Consider the following 20,229-nt stretch of genomic DNA (forward strand, 5'->3'; position numbering starts at 1 on the left):
GAATAATGGAGTTATTAAGAAAGAGACAGACCCATGATGGGTTCAGTCTCTTTCGCATCCTGTTAGTCACTTATTTGAGGAGGATCTTCGTCATAAAAATCATGCGACTCCTCAATATTTTGCTTGCTTCCTGCTTGATAGACGTTACCGCCGGCCATACCTTCGTTAATAATTCGATCAACATCTAAATAGGCTGTATCTTTTCCTTCGTAATCAGTATCTTTGAGAAATGTGTACTTTTCTTTCATGTAGCTTTCCTCCTATAATGGCACTTTTGCACGTGATTATAGTTTTACCGAAGAAAAAGTTCATTATTCATAAAGTGAAACTTCAATCAGTGGGGGGCATCCCCAGCTGATTGTTAGTCCCGTTCTACTGTCGCTAATACCTCCACTTCGCTTCGGTCAAGCGACATTACGAACCTGATCAATGAACTCAGACTAAGTACGCCGCATCCTGCGGCAACGTCTGAGTGACCCACATCCTGTGGGCCTCAACTAAACCTTTGAAGACCACAAAGGTAAGTTTCACTGTATCTCACCAATCGGGCTTTGATGGGCAGTTATCCCCCACCTACGCTTCCTCGATTCCTCTAAGCTTTGAGGTGGGGGGCTTTTACTGCCCGTTAATGCAGATAAACGTGAAAGACCATTAAGTCGTGAATCCTGCTTGTTAGCTGATTCATATTGGCGCGAGCGGGTTCTGAATTTCGATACTCAATCCTTCCATCAGGATGATAAATGGCTTGATAATATTTTTTATCATAGTAAAAGGAAATCGTCCAACCAGGCAATTGTTTGTCTTTATATAATGGTGCCACCTGAAAATGAGTGATCACATGATTACCCCCATAAATGGGATTATTAGTCGTATAAAGGAAGAGCACTCTGTATTGCTATCTTGGAAGAAGCTTTGGCAGTCCGATTTCTCTGAATATTTGTCGCAAATGCTTATGACGGGCTGCTTCGATTTCCAGCTCGTCGAATTGCATGGGCTTTGCGTTTACTTCATAAATGAAAAGATTCCCATTAAGATCTTCACCAATATCAATTGAAAATTCTCCGAAAAAACCAAATGACTTCGAAAGAATGATGCCGCATTGTTCAGCAATCGTTTTAAATTGCTCGTCAAGTTCTGCCGATTGCAATCGAGTATATGGATAAAGTTTTCCGCCTCTTGGAATATGTGTGGTAACTTCCTGGGTTTGAGACATCCGAACCGCTTTGCCTGTGACAAGATGGACTCCATTCTGGTAATGGACAAGGATTCGATAATCAAAGCGATGGCCTCGTATTTTTTTCGGTTCTATTGCACGTTGAGCGATATACTTTTTTCGTAATAGTCTGTCTGCTTCAGACTTCCAATAATCTTCGAAAGCAGGGTAGGTTTCTGTGCCACTCGTTTTTTTTACAAGTATCGCTGAATGATTTGTTAAGGAAAGTGTTGCAATGCCGTATCCACGATTTCCTTTTCCTGGCTTCACATAAATTTCACAATGATTTTCAAGGAAATCTTTAAGCACTTGGGATGTAGATAGAAGAATGGTTTCTGGTAAAAATGGACTTAGTCCGGGACTTTTAGCTAACGCTTCAAACATATCGTATTTATGAAAAAACCCAGGATTGAAAACCGCAATGTTACGGGCTTTAAAATCATTCAGTAATGATTGGAACGAAGTAGTTTCTTCAAATGAACGGAAGGGAATCCGGTTGTAGATGACACATGGCTTGGGAACGGCGACCTTCATCCATTTCTCATGATCAGCACTATAAACGAGACCAAGTCCGGTATTTGCTAAAGCGTCTTCTGCAGTAAAAATAAATGAGAAGATCCCATGCTTTAAAAGCTCTTGGTGCAAGTCATAAAATAATGGCAAGTTTCCAGCAATACCGAAATCGTTCTTTTTGTTTTGGCAGGTCATGATCCCAACGGTCAATATTCGGTTTCTGTGCTCCAGTTTTGATTGTATGGAAAATGATGGTAATGGAATTTCTTCATTAAAATGGATTTGTGAAGATTCTTGACCAAAGTAGGCCTTTTGACCAAAAGAGCAATGCGACCATAAATGATTAGTTAAATCGTAATACAATTTCATTTCTGTAAGCCGCCAGTGCTGGCGAGTGATTGCTCTGTTAAATAGACGGCATAGTCTAGAGCAAGCTTCCTTGTTAATAATTCAAATTCACGCAATTTAGGATGAGAAAAAATCGACCGTCCAGGCTTTGAATTGGCTTCAAACATCCAGACTTGCCCTTGCTTATCTAACCCTAAGTCAAAACCGATTTCAGCAACGATCCCATCCAAGTGCTCTTCGATCGCCTCACTTAAGATAAGTGCGGCTTTTGATAATTGTTGATGGACTTCAAATACTGTATCATCATCACCAAAAAGTTCATCAAGTGTCATGATCGTCCCGCCATTTTTCACATGGGTTGTGAGGCTACCTTCACCAGCAATTTTTGCGGCAATTGCAGTAACTTGCCAATCCCCATCAAGGTCTTTATTCGTATGGACGCGAAAGTCAATTGGGCGGCGGTTATTACGGATTAAGGATATCCCTTGTTGTACGATTAAATGGTCAATCCGTTTGTTTTTAAACACATGCTTTAGCATCGATTCAAGTGTGGAGAAGCGTTTTAATCGGTTTTCATTCTCATGATCACGATAACGGCAGTAATACATGTCTCCATGCTTATCATAAAGAACTTGGTGAATCCCTAATCCAAGGCTGCCATGAATCGGTTTAATATAAACTTGACGATGTTCAGAAAGTAATGTTTCAACAATTGAAAAAGACTGAAATGGATAGGTGACTGGTAAGTAGGGGGTAGCGCGTTCATCATCTATTAGACGCTCATATACATCCCATTTATTAAAAAAGCCTGGATTATACCAAGGAATGGAATAGTCGGTTTGGAATTTTCGTTTCACTTCCTTTGGACCCGTTTTATTCTCTGTTTTTCGGTTAGGAAGACGGTCATAGATGACATTTGGAAAAGGAAATTCACAGATGTCCCATTGATTGTCCTGATACACATAGCCACGAATTGTTTCTTGCTCCCAGTTGATGTGATTTTCACCAAAAATGAAGGGAATGCAGCCAGTTGTTTTATTTAGAGATAGAAGTTTAGAAAAAAATGATGAGCGTTCACCCAATGGTTTAGTTAAAAAAGGTCCAAAGCCCGCTGAAAAGATGCCGACTAGTGGCCCGATATGAATGCTGTTCTGATATAGGAACACATGCAAGGAAGTTTCTGTTTCTGGAAAGTATAGGGCTTTTGCAAGCGATTGCGAAAGAGCGAAAGTTTGCCGAATAGAAGGGTTGCTTCTTATGTCAGCCTGATGTGCACGATGACCAAAGCACACGGCTTCCTTATCTGTAAAATTGACAACCCCTTCTAGCTCAGACGGGTAATAAAAAACATCTCCCAGCATATCAGTTATTTCGCAGGGATAGATTTTCTTCAACGGTTTCACCTGCTTTCACTAAGTTGTCAGATAGATATTGACAATAAGCAATTGGAGCATGATATAAGTCATCTTTCTTATCTGGTTGCAATGTTTCAATGATTTTCCGACCAGGTTTGGAGTTGATATCAAGAATCCAAACTCGATTTTTTCGATCAATGCCAAGATCAATCCCTAGTTCAAAAAGCGGCTGAAATTTTGCTTCGAGTTCCTCAGGTAGCGTACGAAGGATATGCCCTATGGTAAGTTCAATATATTTTTGATGGGGATGGGCAATTTCTTTGATAAATTTTTCATAGGTGATGGCCGTACCGCCTGTCGCTAAGTTTGATGTGATACAATCCTTGTTCCCTTTACGAATTCCCCTACCTTGTTCTACCCAGTGATTGGTTGCATCTTTTTGCAGGAGAATGCGCAGATCGAATGGTTCGTTATCAAGATTGGATAATGGTAAATAAGGCTGAATAAGGAATTGGAATTTGTTTAAGAGTGATTCAATCCATCTATGAAGCTGTTCTTTTGATTTAAAGTGTCTTTCATATCGTTTTTCATGTTTTGTCATCGTTACGACGGTTCCATCTTCAACCTTAGATAAAAGATAAATTCCGATTCCTCTCGAGCCGAATGATGGTTTTAGAAGAATCTGTTCATATTCATGAAGATGATTCCAAACGGTTTTTGCATCTGTTGCCTGTGCTGTTACGGGGATATAAGCTTGGAGCAGTGGCAAATCCTTAAGTTTAGTATAAATTTCCCATTTACTAGGGAGGCCATGACCGAGAAATTGAGCCTGCCCTTTTAGCCAAGTTATTTTATTTCGAACTTTTTGGTCGTCTCTAGTTAATCCATGAAAGCTACGGTCATAGATAAATGTTGGGATCGTAAACTTTTTTACATCCCAAAGATTAGTTACCGGATTGTACGATTCACCTTGTATTGTTTTAGCTTCCGTGTCAATACCGGAAGACTTGAACCGAAATACCTTCCACCCACTTTTACTTGCTCTTTTTGCAATTTCAGTACTATAACGCTGTTCCTTTGATAAATCGGATAACATGATGCCTAGGGAAACCATAGTTCCCGCTCCTTTCCATTGGCCATGATTAGATTTAAGGCGCCTTACTTACATACAAAGTGTTCATATATTCAACGATGCGTTTCACAGAGGGACGAATTTTATCAGAGTCTGTATGAAATTTCTTCGAAGGTTTTGAGTTCACTTCAAGAATCCAAGGCTGATTGTCTGAGTCAAGTGCCAAATCAATACCGAGCTCCCCGAATAAATCCTCTCGCTTGCTTTCAACTGTTTTGGCAACGTTTAATGCAAGGCTGGATAAGCTTTTATAAATCCGAATCGCTTCTGGTCGTTCGAAAACAGAGGAGAGAAATGCAGCAGCATTTTTCATTTCGCCTCCTTGAGCGAGATTTGAAACAATATGTCCGGCATTACCAAGCCTTGCAACAATGGATGTGATCGTCCATTCTTGCTTTTTACTTTTATTAAGTAGCACTCGAAAATCAGTTTTATGCCCATTAATATCGAGTAATGGGATGCCTCTTTGGACGATATAGGAACGCTTTTTTGTATTTTTCATTAGGATTTGATAAAGGCGTTCCTCGGTTTCGATTAGATGAGTATCCTGTATATTGCTTGAATGCTCTAGGACCCATCCTTCAAAAACCCGTGATAGCTTACAAATATTGCGACCTTGACTTCCAAATACAGGCTTTACAAATACTTCTGTATGATTTTGCAAAAAAGTGACAAAGTCTGCTTCTGACTGGAGCAGGATGGTTTCAGGCAAGTATGGATCAAGTGAATCTTCAGTCAATAGTAGTTCATGAGTTTCCCATTTAGACAGAAAACTTCCATTGAAAAAGGGAATAGAAGCTTCTTTCAATAATGTACGGAAACGAATGAATAATTCTGTGTTTTCCAATTTTCTTGAATGGATTCGGTTATATACAACATCGGGAATGGGCACAGACATCCGTTCCCAACCTTCATCAATTGGAAGGTAACCTGTTAATTCCTTTGATTTTTCAAGAGTTTGCAGGGGAATGATGAAAAAAAGAAATCCATTCATGCAACAAAACCTGTACAATTCTCTAAAAAAAATTTCCATATCTCCAAATCCATTCGTTTCACTTGGTGTATGATGGGTGAGAAGTGCTAGAATAGGTCCAATTGAAAGCTTGGAATTTATCGGACAAAAGCCTATTTGTACAGAGAATGAACGGTTAGGAAGTGCTAGAAACTGAAGTACATTTTCGGGAATCTTAAGTTGTGCTAAATGATCTTGATGGATCCTTACGAACACATCTATTTGTTTGGAACCTACTTGTAATGAGATACGGGTGGAGTCTGTTAGCTGCCACTTTTTTAAAAGAAATGGAGGGACATAAATAGTGGGAGTACGACCCGCAGTACTTTTATCTGCAATTATTGAAACGTTGTCGTATAATACCTTCATTGTCATTCCCCGTTTACGCTCGGTTTAGATAAGTCATACCACCTATTTTAGGCGATTTTGCTATTCTGGGTTATTGTATGATTAATGAATAAAGAATGTGTGCAAACAGCCCGTTAATATTTGTAACTTCCATCAGCGATGTCTTTCCCGCTGACGATTTGTTAAACCCGAATAAAAGGAGAAACTTCATGAATTTACTATTAACCATCATCTTTATGGTCTTGATTGGAGCCATCATAGGAGGATCGACCAATTATTTAGCGATTAAGATGCTTTTTCATCCCTACAAGGCTGTTTATTTATTTGGAAAACGCCTTCCCTTTACACCAGGTCTATTGCCTAAACGCCAAGAGGAATTGGCTACACAGCTTGGAAAAGTCGTAGTTGATCATTTACTTACACCTAAAAGCATTCAGAATAAGATTATGAACGCTTCCTTTAAAAAGGATATGAATGAATGGATACAAGGAGAAGTAAAAAAAGTCATAACAACTGAAAAAAGTTTGGATGCAATGTTCACTCAATTCGGAGTACATCAACCTGGAGAAAAATTAGAAAACTATGCCAAAGAATTTGTTTTGAATAAATATGATAACTGGCTTACCGAATATCGCCATCAAACCTTGGATGAGGTATTGCCTCCCAAAATCAAAGAAAAAGTTTCAGAAACAATTCCGACACTCTCCACGTACATATTGCAGAAAGGAAAAGAATACTTTATTAGTGAGGAAGGAAAAGCACGACTAGAGTTTATGGTTAACGACTTCTTTAAAAACAGAGGCATGTTCGGCAATATGATCCAAATGTTCGTTGGCAATGGAAAACTTGTTGATAAGGTGCAGCCAGAACTAATCAAATTTCTTGAGCAAAAGAAAACGGCAGAATTGATCACCATTCTAATGGTTGGCGAATGGAGCAAAGTGAAGCAATGGGAGTTTAGTAAAGTCGAGGATATGTTCGGTAATGAAAAAATCAAAGCATTGCTATTAGAAAAAACGGCAGAGTTACTCGCCATTGAAGAAATAATGAATAAACCGCTTAAAGAGATCACAAGTAATATGGAAGAGCTAATTATAGAAAAAATGGTTCCAGCTGTGCTTGACCATGGTATTGGCTATTTAAGCAAGCATATTACACCATTAATTGCAAAGCTACAAATCGCAAAAATAGTTGAAGAACAAGTTGCAGGTTTCCCAATGGAGCATCTTGAAAAAATTGTTTTATCGATTGCAAAAAAAGAACTATCGATGATTACGTATTTAGGTGCTTTATTAGGAGGAATTATCGGGATCGTTCAGGGATTAATTGCTGTTTTTGTCCCGCATTAACGGAAAGTCAAAATCCCCACCTTAAGGCATAGAGGAATCGTAGGTGGGGAAGAGCACCCCACTGAATTGAAGTTTCACTTTATGGGGGAATATGTGTGATTTTCAGTTTAGATTTGGTATAGTGGAGAAGAGAAATCCATGAATGGGGGAATATGAATGAGTAATCTATATGATTCAGCATATGATTTAGAAAAAGCAATCCGTGAGAGCAATGAATACAAGGAGCTAAAAAGCCTATTTGATCAAGTAAACAGTGATGAATCTGCTAAAGGGATGTTCGAGAACTTCCGTAATATGCAGATGAACTTACAACAAAAGCAAATGACTGGACAAGAAATCACGCCAGAAGAAGTCGAACAAGCGCAAAAAACGGTGGCATTAGTTCAACAACATGAAGCCATTTCAAGACTGATGGAAGCCGAACAACGAATGAGCATGGCAATTGCTGATTTAAACAAAATTATCATGAAACCGCTAGAAGATCTTTACGGTTCTCCACAACAATAATCGTTCACTTTGTTAATTCGTAACGGACTCATATCAAGGTGCAATTAAACAAATAAAAAAACATGGCCATTTTTAAATGATCATGTTTTTTTATTTCATTTTTAGCGAAAGTAGAACGGGACATTAGTGGGGGATGAGAAAAACTGATGGAAGTTTCACTTTTTTTTCTAATAGGCCATGTGATTTAGTTAGCTTTCTCCTGTCTGGCAACTTGTAAGTGAACCCGAAATCAAAATGGAAAAATTCTTGCTATCCATATGTTCTACCGCCAATTTATCCTTCATAAATTGGAATAGGAGGGGTGGTCAACATGGTGTATCGCTTACTTGCCGTGAATATTGATGGGACATTGCTTCAATCGAATGGCCGTTTACATAAATCCACGAGGGAAGCTATTGAATATGTACATCAAAAAGGTGTGAATGTAGCCCTTGTAACGTCAAGAAATTATCTCTCAGCAAAAAAAGTAGCGAAAGCGTTGAAAATTAATCCGATGCTGATTGCTCATCAAGGAGCCTTTGTCGGTTCAACGATTGAGAAACCAATTTTTATAAAAAGAATGAGTGAAGAATTAACACTTGAAATGGTTCAGATGCTTGAAAAAACTGAATGTCAGATTCAATTAATCCGGGAAAAATCCTTGATTGGCAATCGAATGAATCTTCCTGAAAATTTGCTAGGAAAAACGATCATCTACAATAATGAGCCAAGTGTATATTCGCAGAACTTTGTAGATGTTTTAAGCGAAGAGTTAAACGAACAGCCGTTTTCACCAGTGAAAATCGATGTGATTTTTAAAAGTCGTAAAGATCAAGCTGATTTGTTAATCTTATTTAAAGAGCTATTCCCCGAAGTGGAAGTAATCGAAAAACATTATCAAAAAATTACGATTGTTCCAAAAGGTGTTTCTAAATGGAATGGGATTCTTTATTTAGCGGACTATTTAGGCGTTAAAAGAAATGAAATTGTCGCAATTGGTGATGATGAGGATGACTTCGAAATGATTTCAGAATCAGGCCTTGGAGTTGCTATGGGCAATGCTCCAAATGATGTGAAGCTTGCTGCTGCATGGGTAACTCGTACGAATGATGAACATGGCGTGGCGTATATGCTGAAGGAGTTTTTTAGAAAGCAGTATGATATTGAATTTTTAACAAGGATGAACATGTTGAAATAATTAAAAAAGAATAATTTCTAGTTTCCTTTCAACAAACCTAACAAAAGCTATATAGGTAAAAATGATGGGTAATTTCATTTTTATAGAGCAGATCATTCTTCTTTCTCGAAGTTAATCATTATAATAGAAGATTAACAAGAGGATAGGAGTGATACGATGAAACAACGGTATCTTTTTGAGTATGAAGTGCTTTCCACTCAGAAAAAAGGTGAATTTAGTCAAGTAGCCGAAACAGAAGAACAGGCGAAAGCATTGATCCACGAAAGAATCGTCGACTTGGAATTTACTGAGGATGAAGATGTGGTGATTGGACAGTTATTAAAAGTATTAGACGCAGAAAAACAAATTTTTCAGTGTGAGGGCTGCGAATCTTAATTTTATTATCTTTCTATACTAACAAATCAACAAAAAACACATGGTTTTGCAGTTAGCCATGTGTTTTTTGTTGATTTATTTATGTTTTTCTGACATGATCTAATCATTATAAGTTAAGTATACTTATACTATCCAATGTTTTTGGACAGACTGATAGAGAGAACTACTGTTCAAATTTTAATCAATACACAAGATATACGAAATCAATCGCAACAACAAACAAAAAATACTGTAATTTTCAACTTAACAATAGTTACAGGAATTTAGTTTGCCTTTTCTTAGCCTTACTAGGTGACAGATATAGAGATAATATGTTATGGTTTCATTTCTACATACTATTTAAGAATAAAGGACGAGGTGTAAGACTATGAACAAAACTGAATTAGTCAGTGCTGTAGCAGCACAAGCAGAATTAACAAAAGAAGATGCTAAAAAAGCGGTAGATGCGTTGATTGAAACGATCTCTACTACGCTTTCTAAAGAAGAAAAAATCCAATTAGTTGGATTTGGCACATTTGAAGTGCGCGACAGAGCAGCTCGTACAGGTAGAAATCCACAAACAGGTGAAGAAATTCAAATCGCTGCTTCCAAAGTTCCCGCATTTAAACCAGGTAAGGAATTAAAAGAAGCTGTTAAATAAGTAATTCTATTTACAATTGTGTAAAAAAACTCTGGGGATGAGTTCATCTCCAGAGTTTTTTATTTAATAACGTTTGAAAACGGTTATCCAGAAAAAAAGTAAGATATGTATACCTTTTAACAAAGCTTTCGTTTACCTGCCGTTCAGTTATCGGCCGAAATTCTTTATAAAAGGTCGGAAAAGTATCGCTTCTAAATATTCAGATGAAACGATGGATTAGTCACTAGCAAATTGCTTTGGTTGTTGTTAACATTGACCGAACTAGTCCAATTCTGTAAAATGAGAAGGATATTTACGAAATAAAATTAAACAGGTGATCATTTTGCAAATTGAAATAAAGGGATTACATGATGAGCGTTTTGAACGTCCGCTTCGAAATATTGCGAACTTATTTTATGAAGAAACGGAAATTGTTTTTGGCGAGGCTAGTGATGCTGATTTTGAGGTGACACTTCAGTATGAAGTAACCGATAAAATTATCGTGACCGCAGCACTTCTGATAAAAGCTACGCAAAAAAACTATACAGCTGGTTATGAGCAAGAGCTGATTCCAGCAAAAACAGATAAAGAGCAGTTTAAACAAGTGAAGCGAGTTGTTTCCCATGTGTATTTGGATGTGCTTCAGAAGATCACAGGCATCACACAGAAATGGGGTATCTTAACAGGAATTCGTCCCACAAAACTCCTCCATCAAAAGCTTCAGCAAGGGCTATCGAAAGAACAAGCACATGCTGAACTCCGTGAAGATTATTTAATTTCTGATGAGAAAATTGATCTAATGCAGCGTATCGTCGATCGTCAATTGGCAGCTATACCGGACTTATACGAATTGAAAAAAGAAGTGAGCATCTATATTGGGATTCCATTTTGTCCAACAAAATGTGCATATTGTACGTTCCCTGCCTATGCGATTAATGGTAGACAAGGTTCTGTGACTTCATTTCTTGGCGGTCTTCATTATGAAATTAAAGAAATGGGCCGTTGGATGAAGGAACATGATGTCAAAATCACCACGATTTATTATGGTGGTGGCACACCAACAAGTATTACTGCGGAAGAAATGGATATGCTGTACGAAGAAATGTATGCAAGTTTCCCGGATGTTGAAAAGGTTCGTGAAATAACAGTTGAAGCAGGGCGTCCTGATACGATTACACCAGAAAAGCTCGAAGTATTGAAAAAGTGGAACATTGACCGCATTAGTGTGAATCCGCAATCGTATATTCAAGAGACGCTGAAGGCAATCGGGCGCCATCATACGGTTGAAGAAACGATTACGAAGTTCCATCTTTCAAGAAAAATGGGCATGAATAATATTAATATGGATTTAATTATTGGCTTGCCTGGAGAGGAGCTACCTGAATTCCAGGTAACCTTGGATGAGACGGAAAAGCTACTGCCCGAATCACTGACTGTGCACACGTTATCGTTCAAACGTGCTTCGGAAATGACACGCAATAAGCAAAAGTATCAAGTAGCTTCACGTGAGGAAGCTGAGAAAATGATGCGAACGGCCGAAAGCTGGACAGAAAAGCATGGGTACACGCCATATTACTTATATCGCCAGAAGAATATTCTTGGCAACCTTGAAAATGTCGGTTATTCCTTCCCAGGTCAAGAAAGCTTGTATAACATCATGATCATGGAAGAACAGCAAACCATTATCGGGCTTGGCTGTGGGGCGGCAAGTAAGTTCCTTGACCCAGTCACAGGGAAGATTACTCATTTTGCAAACCCGAAGGATCCTAAGTCATACAATGACAATTTTGAACACTATACAGAGAAGAAAATAGAGATTCTTGAAGAACTGTTCGGGGTTATACAAAAATAATCGAAGAAGAACCCTACACCATGATAGAAATGGTGTAGGGTTCTTTTGGTGATTTATGTTAATAACTATCCGGGATTTTGTGGAAATAGCAAATATGTGTCAAATCCAAGATTTATGCATCAAAACGCAAAAATATCTATTCCCGTACAAGTGGCATTGTGCAGCATCTAAATGAACCACCTGATTTAATAATTTCGGAAATGTCTACTTCAATTAATTCGTACCCTCTCATACGGAGCTGATTATTCACCATCTTATTGCAAGGAAGACTGAAGACTTTTTTTCTACCTATTGAAAGCACGTTTGTACCTAATGTAAATTGTTCTTCGTCATTAATTTCAATCAGATCAAAACGTGAACGAAGCATATCGATTTCCCTTTGTTCAAATGCTTCTGGGAAAATCAGTGCTTCGGTCGGCGAAAGGATATTGAATACACAATCTAGGTGCAGGAATTTTTCCTGAAAAGGCATGGAAATGATTTCAAAATGCGGAAGGAGACTTTGCAGTTGTCGGATAGACTTTTCATGGGTTCGAGAACTGACACCAATGTAAATCGATTTTCTGTCAATCAATACATCTCCACCTTCAATATGCTCCTTTGTTAAGTCGTAAAATGGCAGATGTTCCTCGATAAGCCAAGACTTTAATACCTTGTCCTCACCATGTCGCAAATGAGTCGCCATTTCGGCAACAAATACAGTTTTTCCAATGGTGAACCCGATGTCACGTGTGAAAACTTGTTCAGGAAATGCTTCAAGAGCGGGAAGTTTACATACTTTCACGTCTAATTCTTTTAATCGTTCAATAAATTGCTCATGTTGCTGCATTGCCAGTTTTCGATTAATATTTTCATTTTTGAATCGCTTTTGAGTTTCGTTGATCACTTCGCGGATTTCCATATATTGTGGTTCACAGACAATCACTTTTTTTAAAAGATCGTATTCACTCGTGCAATAGCTTGCGGCATCATGACCTATTAACATGCATATCCCCCTAATTAGACTTTTTCTTTTATTCTTTCCTTTATTCCCTCTTAGAAAACATTATGAATTAAAGGATTTAAGAAAAAGAAAGAGAATAGAACCATGGAGAATTTAGCCTTAATAAAAGCGGTGGTGGATAGATGTCATCTTTTGATTTAGAGAATGCATGAATGATGTTTGAAGCAGCAGTGATTATGGTTCCCCATGAAAAGTGGTCTGAACGCCCAATTGTTTGTATTCAAAAGCCGATGTGGTTCATGCACCAGCTTTTGTTGACGTTTTTCTTTTTAACGGTGAAAGAGAAGAAGTTTACCTGCGGAAGAAGTGCAACGGTGTGTTTTGTGTTCAAAGTTTTTTTCAATTAATAATTGCTGACCTATTTCTTTTGCCAAGTTATCATTTTCAGCTGTAAAAGCCTCATCTAACAATTTTTCCCCAGTAGTTTCAAAGACTGTCAACTTATAGGTTCTGCTCATGTAAAACTCTCCTTTTACTCTAGAATGATACACACTGAACATTTTTAATTTTCAGTTTTATTTAAGGATTATACCATTAATATTAGGATTTGCGTGTTGTACATGGATAGGAATTCCGTTAAGATGAAAGGGGAATGGTGCTTTATCCCATTTTAATTGGCAATAATAGCTTACATTCATTTTATTGTGAGAAAATAGGTGCGGATAAAAAAACTACTGATGGAAGTGTTACTTTATAGGGGGGAATCTGTTGGCTTTACAAATTAAAGGAGTCACAAAAAAGTTTGGGGAATTTACTGCTGTCAATAATCTTAATTTCACAATTCCTGAGAAAGAAATGTTTGGTTTTTTAGGTGGCAACGGTGCTGGTAAAACAACGACGTTTCGGATGATTCTTGGTCTTCTTGACCCAACAGAAGGGGAAATTGTTTGGAATGGAAAGAAGATAGATTATGCGAGCAGCTCTTTAATCGGCTATCTTCCTGAGGAACGTGGTCTCTACCCGAAGCTAAAGGTACGTGATCAGATTGTTTATCTGGCAAGATTAAGAGGAATGAACAAAGGAAAGGCTTTGAAGGAGCTAGAATATTGGCTTGACCGCTTTAAGGTTCCAGAATATATCGATAAGCGTGTTGAAGAACTATCTAAAGGAAATCAGCAAAAAATTCAGTTGATTGCTTCCATGATTCACAAACCGGAATTGCTTATTCTTGATGAACCATTTAGCGGGCTAGATCCGGTGAATGTGGAGATGTTGAAAGAGGCGGTCATCGATTTGCGAGATAGTGGCACGACGATCGTTTTCTCGAGCCATCGTATGGAGCATGTTGAAGAAATGTGTGAGCATCTTTGCATTATGCATAAGGGATCACCTGTAGTTGAAGGTAAACTGAAAGAAATTAAGCGTTCATTTGGGAAAAAGAATGTGTCGATTCGAGCCGATTTTGATCTATCTTTCTTGGATGCTTATCCTGGTGTAACGAAAGTCAAGACAACGATGGAAGGGAAGATTCTACAGGTGACGGGTGAGGATGTTGCTGCTGATATCATTCGTGATCTTGTACCAAGAGGGTTTGTCCGGAAATTTGAATTGGAAGAGCCGTCATTGACAGATATCTTTATCGAAAAAGTGGGTGCAGCCTATGAATAAATTTTGGATTGTGCTTTCGCATACCTATTTATCAAAATTAAAATCGAAATCTTTCATCATTACTACAGTCATTATGATGGCCTTAGTTCTTATTCTTTCTAACATGACGAATATTTTGAAGACATTCGGAAGTGATGACAGAGAGCAGGTTGCCATCATCGATCAAACGGGAGAGCATTTATTTGATGGCTATAAAGCTGAAGTAGCCGTCGTGAACGACGAAATTACGATTATCGCTTCTCAAGATGAAGAAAATGCAGAGAAAAAGGTAATAGACGAAGAAATCAGCGGCTATTTACTTCTTGAAAAAGACGTGGACAATGGCTTAAAAGGAACGTATAAAGCCAATCAAATATCAGATTCAATGATTAGCGATGATTTATTTCTAGCACTTTCTCAATTGAAAAGTAAACGTACAGCAAGCGAATTGAGCTTGACGGATCAGCAAATCGTACAATTGAATACACCTCCAGCCTATGAAACGATTGCTCTTGCAGAAAATGCAAAATCAGAGGAAGACTTAAATCAAGCTCGAGGTCTCGTTTATGTGCTTTTGTTCGTTATTTATTTTGGTGTGTTAATGTACGCAACGATGATTGCGATGGAAGTGGCCACAGAAAAAACATCACGAGTGATGGAAATTTTGATTTCAAGTGTCTCGCCCATTACTCAGATGTTTGCGAAAATATTAGGTGTTGCCTTGCTTAGCCTTACCCAAATGATCTTATTTTTCGGAGTGGGGTATGTCTCGATTAAACGAAATTTGACCGATATGAATGAAGGATTCTTCGCGATTTTTGGTTTTGGTAACACGAATATATCGACTATTATTTATGCGATCATATTCGCGATGCTTGGTTATCTGTTGTATGCGACACTTGCCGCATGTCTTGGCTCCGTCGTCAGTAAAATAGAAGATGTACAGCAAATGATTTCACCGATGACGATGCTTGTTGTCATTGCTTTCCTGATTGCGATGTTTGGCCTTGGCAATCCTTCAGCTAGTTATATTACGATCACATCATTTATTCCATTTTTCAGTCCGATGATCATGTTTTTACGCGTTGGCATGCTTAATGTTCCTTTCTGGGAAATCGCCATAAGTATTGGCTTATTAATTGCGACAATTATCCTGTTAGGTATTGTTGGAGCTAGAATCTATCGTGGTGGCGTCTTGATGTACGGAAGCTCAAAATCTTTAAAAAGCATTAAAAACGCCTTACAATTATCAAAGAAAAATTAAGAGTCTGACCTCATACTCTATACACTGTTTATAGTCTCTTCACTTCATATAAACAGTAAATAGTAGATATGGGGTCTGACCTTTTTGTCGTCCTCATACTCTATGCACTGTCTATTATGTCCGTTCTCGTCACATAAACATTTTTGTTAGGAGAGAGACTTTTCTTTCTCATGAATGATAAAAATGGGAAAGTGTGTTCTGTTTGTGCTACAATTAGGATAAACTAGAGACAAGAATCAAAACGGAATCGAGGTTTGGGTATGAGACCGATTGTTTTTTTACATGCGGCAGATTTGCATTTGGACAGTCCGTTTACGGGACTAAAATCTGTGCCTCAAGCATGGGCAGACGAGTTACGGGAAAGTCCGTTTAAGGCGTTTCGCAGCATCATTGATACGGCCATTCACCAGAAGGTAGACTTTCTGCTTTTATCGGGTGACTTATATGACGGTGAAAATAGAAGCTTACGAACTCAAGTGAGGTTTCGAAGGGAAATGGAGCGATTGAAGGCTGCTGGGGTTCCTGTATATATCATTCACGGTAATCACGATCATTTGAGCGGGTCATGGATACATGTGGATTTTCCTGATAATGTTCATGTATTTTCGGAAAAAGCGGAAATGAAGTCGTTTCACAAAAGTGATGGTACGCTAGTTCATCTTTATGGATTCAGCTATCCGAAGCGACATGTAACTGAGAAAATGATCGATACATATGTAAAAATAGAGGGAGCCGATTATCATATTGGACTTCTACACGGAAATTTAGAAGGCTTTACAACTCATAGCCCTTATGCTCCGTTCTCCTTACGAGATTTAACGGAGAAGAATTTCGATTATTGGGCGCTTGGTCATATTCATAAAAGGCAAATTGTCGCTGAGCAACCACTCGCTATTTACCCAGGAAATATTCAGGGAAGGAATCGCAAGGAAAGTGGAGAAAAGGGCTGCTATATCATCGAGCTGAATGGTGTTGATTGGAAACACAGATTTATTCGAACGGCAGAAATGATTTGGGATACAGCGACTGTAGTGATTCCTGAAACAAGTACATTCGATTCGATCCTTACTGAATGCAAGAATAGGTTAACAAAGTATCATACTTTTACAGAAAAATATTTACTTGAGCTTATAATAGATGGTAGAAATGTTCATCATCCTAATGTATGTAGTGAAGAATTTCTAGCAGACATTCTCTCTATTTTACAAGAGCAGTCAGAGCATGAGGAATGGAATGTGTGGCCATATCGGATGACAGTTCACAAGGACACGATGCCAGCTGTTTTACAGGACACTCCGTTTACATCAGAGCTCCTTTCAAAGGTAGAACGTTTTACAGAATTTGAAGAAGCCCTACAGCCTCTATATCGGCATGGGATTGCTAAGAAATGGCTTGATTCTTTGACGGAAGAGGAGCAAGAACAAATTCTAAAAGACGCCAAACGGATGCTTTTGCAAATGCTGCATTAAGGGGGGAGAGTGGTTTGAGAATAAGAGAGATATACGTATATGGGTATGGAAAAATGGAAAATGAACGGTTTACAAATTTGACTGAATTGCATGTGTTTTTCGGGAAAAATGAAGCAGGCAAATCGACAATCATGTCGTTTATCCATAGTATATTATTTGGCTTTCCAACCAAAGTACAAAACGAGTTACGGTATGAACCGAAAATGCACGCTAAATATGGTGGGCTTCTTATTGTTGCAACAAAGCAATATGGCGAGATAAGAATTGAACGGGTAAAAGGAAAAGCAACGGGGGATGTATCTGTCACTTTTGAAAATGGTGAAGTTGCTGGAGAAGAAATACTTAACAATATCCTACATGGCATGGATAAGGCCTATTATCAATCAATTTTTTCCTTTGACCTACAAGGTCTACAAGGGCTTCATATGCTGGGAGAAGGAGAAATTGGCAAATATTTACTTTCGGCTGGTTTAGTTGGCAATGATAGGATTTTGGATGCAGAAGGGAGTTTGCAAAAAGAGCTGGATCTACGGTTTAAACCTTCTGGACAGAAACCGTTACTAAATAGTCAAATGAAGCAGTTGAAAGTGCTTCAACAAAATATGAAACATTCAGGTGATGATCAGCTGAACTATAACGAACTTCAAAATGGGTTAAAAGAAATTGGTGAAAAACTTGAAGAGCTAAAGCAACAATTTCAAGTTAACGAAGAACAGCTATTTTATACAGGGGAATATCTTCGAATCAAGCCGCTTACAAAAGAACAGACTGTCCTCCAATCGAGACTGGACCGGTTAGGTGATCAAGTTTTTCCGATTGACGGTTTAAAACGGCTGGAACAGCTAAACTCTCTTCTTATTCAGCATGAGGCCAAGCAAGTCTCACTTCAACAACAGTATCAAGAACTGATGACCGGAAAGGAAAAGATGGCCCTTTCACCTTTTTTAGAAGAACATAAGGAAAGTATCGAAACAGCTATCGAGAGTTCTGCACTACTTGAACAATTGGAGCTTGATAAACATAAAGAGGACAAAGCTTTAGAACTAGTAAGTAAGGAAATCGACAATCTTAAGGATGATTTGTCCTTTAAAAACCATGTAGAAGCAATCCTACAGCTAGATTTCAGCACTTTTATGAAGGAGAAAATAAGAACGCTTGCTCAAAAAAAACGAGTGTTACGTAATGAAAAAGAGCAGCTTGATGAGCGGTATAAACTAGTAAAGGGACGGTTAGAACAGTCTGAACTGAGGCTTGAAGAACTAAACTGTAGACGCTTGCCAAAGGAGCAGAGGCTAAAGCTCGAAACAGCAAAAGATCAAAGGCAAAATAAACAGTATCATATAGTGAAAAAAGAAATGCTGGATGAACAAATTGCGGACTTGGAGCGGAACTATAAGGTACAGGAAAAAAAAGAGCGGGATCAACTTAGTAAAAAACGTGGTATTTTTTCTTTCATTAGCTTGATTCTATTAGGCCTATCGTTCTATTCGATTTTGACTAAGCAGACAATACTTACGTTTTTCTTTGTAGTTGCGCTGGTTGCTATTTGGATCGGTTTCTTCTTTTTTAAGGAGAAACACACGTTAGCCGATGATATACGGAGACTTTCTGAGGCTAAAGAAAAGAGGGCGTCCATTGAGAAGGAAGAATCTCAAACTCGTTCAATGGAATATGAGTCAGATCCAGCTTTGCGTTTACTTGAACAAGATCGTGAACTAGAAAGATTAATAGCCAATGAAGCATTTAAGAAGGAAGAACGGGAACAAGCATTTGATGATGTGATTCACGATTTTGAAACTTGGGAATCATCATGGAAAACAGTTCAGGCGGAAGCGATGACTATTGTTAAGATATGGGGTATCCCAGATGAAGCGATCGAGCATGACCTAGAGGAAGTCTTTGGCTTGCTTGAAAAATTAAAAGTGAAAGTAGAAGAAAGAAATGTGATTCGTAAAAACAATGAGTATATTCATAGTGAAATACAAAATAGGAAGAAAACGTTGTTTTATTATACAGGGGAGCTGGGGGAATATCCGGGTACTTGGCAGGAAGCTCTTACTATTTTAAAAAGGGCATTAAATGATTTGTTCGAAAAGAAAATTCAACTGAAACAGCATGTTGAGGAAGAAACGAAGACAATGGTTGAACTTGAGAATCACAAATCTGAAAAGGATTATGTCATCGGGCAAATCCAAGAATTGTACAACAAAGCGAATGTGGCGGATGAAGATGATTTTCGCGAAAAAGCATTACGGGCTGAAGAAAGACTACAGCTTCTTAGCCAACTGAAGCTTGTCGTCATGCAACTGGAGCAGTCACGTTTACAAGGGAAACAGCTAACTGAGTATATGGGAATGGATATTAGTAAGTATACGATTGAAAATCTGGAAGCAATCCGAAATGAAATCACTAGTAGACAATCGACGCTGCTAGAGAAACAATCGGATTGGAAACATAGAATTAAACAGCTTGAAGAGGGTGGATTATATGATGATAGAATGCATCAATTTCATGAAGCGCGCCAAGTGTTTAACGAAGATGCCAAAGACTGGGCCAAATATGCTGTTGCACGAAGTTTGCTGAATCAAACGATTGATACGTTCAAAAAAGAACGTCTCCCTAGTGTTATAAACAAAGCAGAAGAGTATTTTTCCTATTTAACGGATGGACAGTATAGCCGAATTTTCCTGAATCATGATACGGAAGGATTCACTGTCCAGCGCTCTGATCATCTGATGTTTGATGTCAATGAAGTGAGTCGTGGCACTGCCGAACAAATATACGTAGCGATTCGCCTTGCGCTGGCGGACCACACATTCAAGGAGGATCCTTTTCCGCTTATCATTGATGATAGCTTCGTGAATTTTGACAGTAAACGAACAGGAAACACGATTGCTTTATTAGCAAAAATATCTGAACAAAGGCAAATTATTTTCTTTACATGCCATGAACATCTGCTCAACCATTTTTCACAAGGAAGCTTGACCTATTTATCCCGCATTAACGGGCAGTAAAACCCCCACTGATTGAAGTTTCACTTTATCTAATCCTATTGGGTGCCTCTTTATGAACAAATAATAGACATGCTGTTTTTTGTGAAAATCGA

General features: G+C 38.3%; 18 protein-coding genes. 10 read left to right on the top strand and 8 right to left on the bottom strand.

Annotated features, from left to right (window positions below; all coding sequences use genetic code 11):
- Nucleotides 1-62 precede the first annotated feature (62 nt).
- From ACIQZI_RS09890 to ACIQZI_RS09915, 6 genes are all read right to left on the bottom strand, one after another.
- Complete coding sequence (locus ACIQZI_RS09890) at nucleotides 63-248, bottom strand: hypothetical protein (protein WP_403072563.1); 186 nt, start codon at nucleotides 246-248, stop codon at nucleotides 63-65.
- Between the two features lie 377 nt (nucleotides 249-625).
- The gene (locus ACIQZI_RS09895; protein ID WP_403072566.1) at nucleotides 626-838 is read right to left on the bottom strand and encodes a DUF5342 family protein; all 213 of its coding nucleotides are present in this window, start codon (nucleotides 836-838) and stop codon (nucleotides 626-628) included.
- Between the two features lie 57 nt (nucleotides 839-895).
- Entirely contained in the window at nucleotides 896-2,095 is a 1,200-nt protein-coding gene (locus ACIQZI_RS09900; protein ID WP_403072569.1) for a YheC/YheD family endospore coat-associated protein, read from the bottom strand.
- A complete protein-coding gene (locus tag ACIQZI_RS09905; protein WP_403072572.1) occupies nucleotides 2,092-3,468 on the bottom strand; it encodes a YheC/YheD family endospore coat-associated protein in 1,377 nt (458 codons plus the stop codon). The genes ACIQZI_RS09900 and ACIQZI_RS09905 overlap by 4 nt, the downstream gene beginning before the upstream one ends.
- Nucleotides 3,437-4,543 carry a YheC/YheD family endospore coat-associated protein gene (locus ACIQZI_RS09910; protein WP_403072575.1) on the bottom strand — a complete coding sequence of 369 codons (1,107 nt, stop codon included), beginning with the start codon at nucleotides 4,541-4,543 and terminating at the stop codon, nucleotides 3,437-3,439. Before ACIQZI_RS09910 ends, ACIQZI_RS09905 begins: the two co-directional genes overlap by 32 nt.
- A 34-nt stretch (nucleotides 4,544-4,577) precedes the next feature.
- On the bottom strand, nucleotides 4,578-5,942 hold the full coding sequence (locus ACIQZI_RS09915) for a YheC/YheD family endospore coat-associated protein (protein ID WP_403072578.1): 1,365 nt from the start codon (nucleotides 5,940-5,942) through the stop codon (nucleotides 4,578-4,580).
- 188 nt (nucleotides 5,943-6,130) lie between these two features.
- Here ACIQZI_RS09915 and ACIQZI_RS09920 point away from each other — a divergent pair, with 188 nt between their 5' ends.
- The 6 genes from ACIQZI_RS09920 (at nucleotide 6,131) to ACIQZI_RS09945 (ending at nucleotide 11,800) form a co-directional block, all read left to right on the top strand.
- A complete protein-coding gene (locus tag ACIQZI_RS09920) occupies nucleotides 6,131-7,270 on the top strand; it encodes a DUF445 domain-containing protein (RefSeq protein WP_403072581.1) in 1,140 nt (379 codons plus the stop codon).
- Nucleotides 7,271-7,426: 156 nt separating this feature from the next.
- Nucleotides 7,427-7,777, top strand: a complete 351-nt coding sequence (locus ACIQZI_RS09925; RefSeq protein WP_403072584.1) for a YlbF/YmcA family competence regulator — start codon at nucleotides 7,427-7,429, stop codon at nucleotides 7,775-7,777.
- 310 nt (nucleotides 7,778-8,087) lie between these two features.
- Complete coding sequence (locus ACIQZI_RS09930; protein WP_403072586.1) at nucleotides 8,088-8,954, top strand: Cof-type HAD-IIB family hydrolase; 867 nt, start codon at nucleotides 8,088-8,090, stop codon at nucleotides 8,952-8,954.
- Nucleotides 8,955-9,110: 156 nt separating this feature from the next.
- On the top strand, nucleotides 9,111-9,329 hold the full coding sequence (locus ACIQZI_RS09935) for a hypothetical protein (protein ID WP_062182345.1): 219 nt from the start codon (nucleotides 9,111-9,113) through the stop codon (nucleotides 9,327-9,329).
- A 367-nt stretch (nucleotides 9,330-9,696) separates the two neighbouring features.
- Nucleotides 9,697-9,969 (top strand): HU family DNA-binding protein, encoded by a 273-nt coding sequence (locus ACIQZI_RS09940; RefSeq protein ID WP_028393229.1) that lies wholly within the window; start codon nucleotides 9,697-9,699, stop codon nucleotides 9,967-9,969.
- 322 nt (nucleotides 9,970-10,291) lie between these two features.
- A complete protein-coding gene (locus ACIQZI_RS09945) occupies nucleotides 10,292-11,800 on the top strand; it encodes a coproporphyrinogen III oxidase (protein ID WP_403072591.1) in 1,509 nt (502 codons plus the stop codon).
- Between the two features lie 136 nt (nucleotides 11,801-11,936).
- Here the strand turns inward: ACIQZI_RS09945 and ACIQZI_RS09950 are convergent, their stop codons facing one another.
- Both ACIQZI_RS09950 and ACIQZI_RS09955 read right to left on the bottom strand, forming a co-directional pair.
- On the bottom strand, nucleotides 11,937-12,785 hold the full coding sequence (locus ACIQZI_RS09950) for a dimethylarginine dimethylaminohydrolase family protein (RefSeq protein ID WP_403072594.1): 849 nt from the start codon (nucleotides 12,783-12,785) through the stop codon (nucleotides 11,937-11,939).
- A gap of 287 nt (nucleotides 12,786-13,072) precedes the next feature.
- On the bottom strand, nucleotides 13,073-13,261 hold the full coding sequence (locus ACIQZI_RS09955; protein ID WP_403072597.1) for a YhzD family protein: 189 nt from the start codon (nucleotides 13,259-13,261) through the stop codon (nucleotides 13,073-13,075).
- A gap of 250 nt (nucleotides 13,262-13,511) precedes the next feature.
- On the opposite strand from ACIQZI_RS09955, the gene ACIQZI_RS09960 reads away from it, so the two are divergent.
- The 4 genes from ACIQZI_RS09960 (at nucleotide 13,512) to ACIQZI_RS09975 (ending at nucleotide 20,137) form a co-directional block, all read left to right on the top strand.
- The gene (locus tag ACIQZI_RS09960) at nucleotides 13,512-14,411 is read left to right on the top strand and encodes an ABC transporter ATP-binding protein (protein ID WP_062182322.1); all 900 of its coding nucleotides are present in this window, start codon (nucleotides 13,512-13,514) and stop codon (nucleotides 14,409-14,411) included.
- Nucleotides 14,404-15,654: an ABC transporter permease gene (locus ACIQZI_RS09965; protein ID WP_062182319.1), complete on the top strand. Its 1,251-nt coding sequence runs from the start codon at nucleotides 14,404-14,406 to the stop codon at nucleotides 15,652-15,654. The genes ACIQZI_RS09960 and ACIQZI_RS09965 overlap by 8 nt, the downstream gene beginning before the upstream one ends.
- Before the next feature lie 260 nt (nucleotides 15,655-15,914).
- Entirely contained in the window at nucleotides 15,915-17,123 is a 1,209-nt protein-coding gene (locus ACIQZI_RS09970) for a metallophosphoesterase family protein (RefSeq protein ID WP_403072602.1), read from the top strand.
- Nucleotides 17,124-17,137: 14 nt separating this feature from the next.
- Nucleotides 17,138-20,137 carry an ATP-binding protein gene (locus ACIQZI_RS09975; protein WP_403072605.1) on the top strand — a complete coding sequence of 1,000 codons (3,000 nt, stop codon included), beginning with the start codon at nucleotides 17,138-17,140 and terminating at the stop codon, nucleotides 20,135-20,137.
- Nucleotides 20,138-20,229 lie beyond the last annotated feature (92 nt).

Source organism: Peribacillus sp. NPDC096379 (assembly GCF_044762875.1).
In the GTDB taxonomy this organism is placed as follows: domain Bacteria; phylum Bacillota; class Bacilli; order Bacillales; family DSM-1321; genus Peribacillus.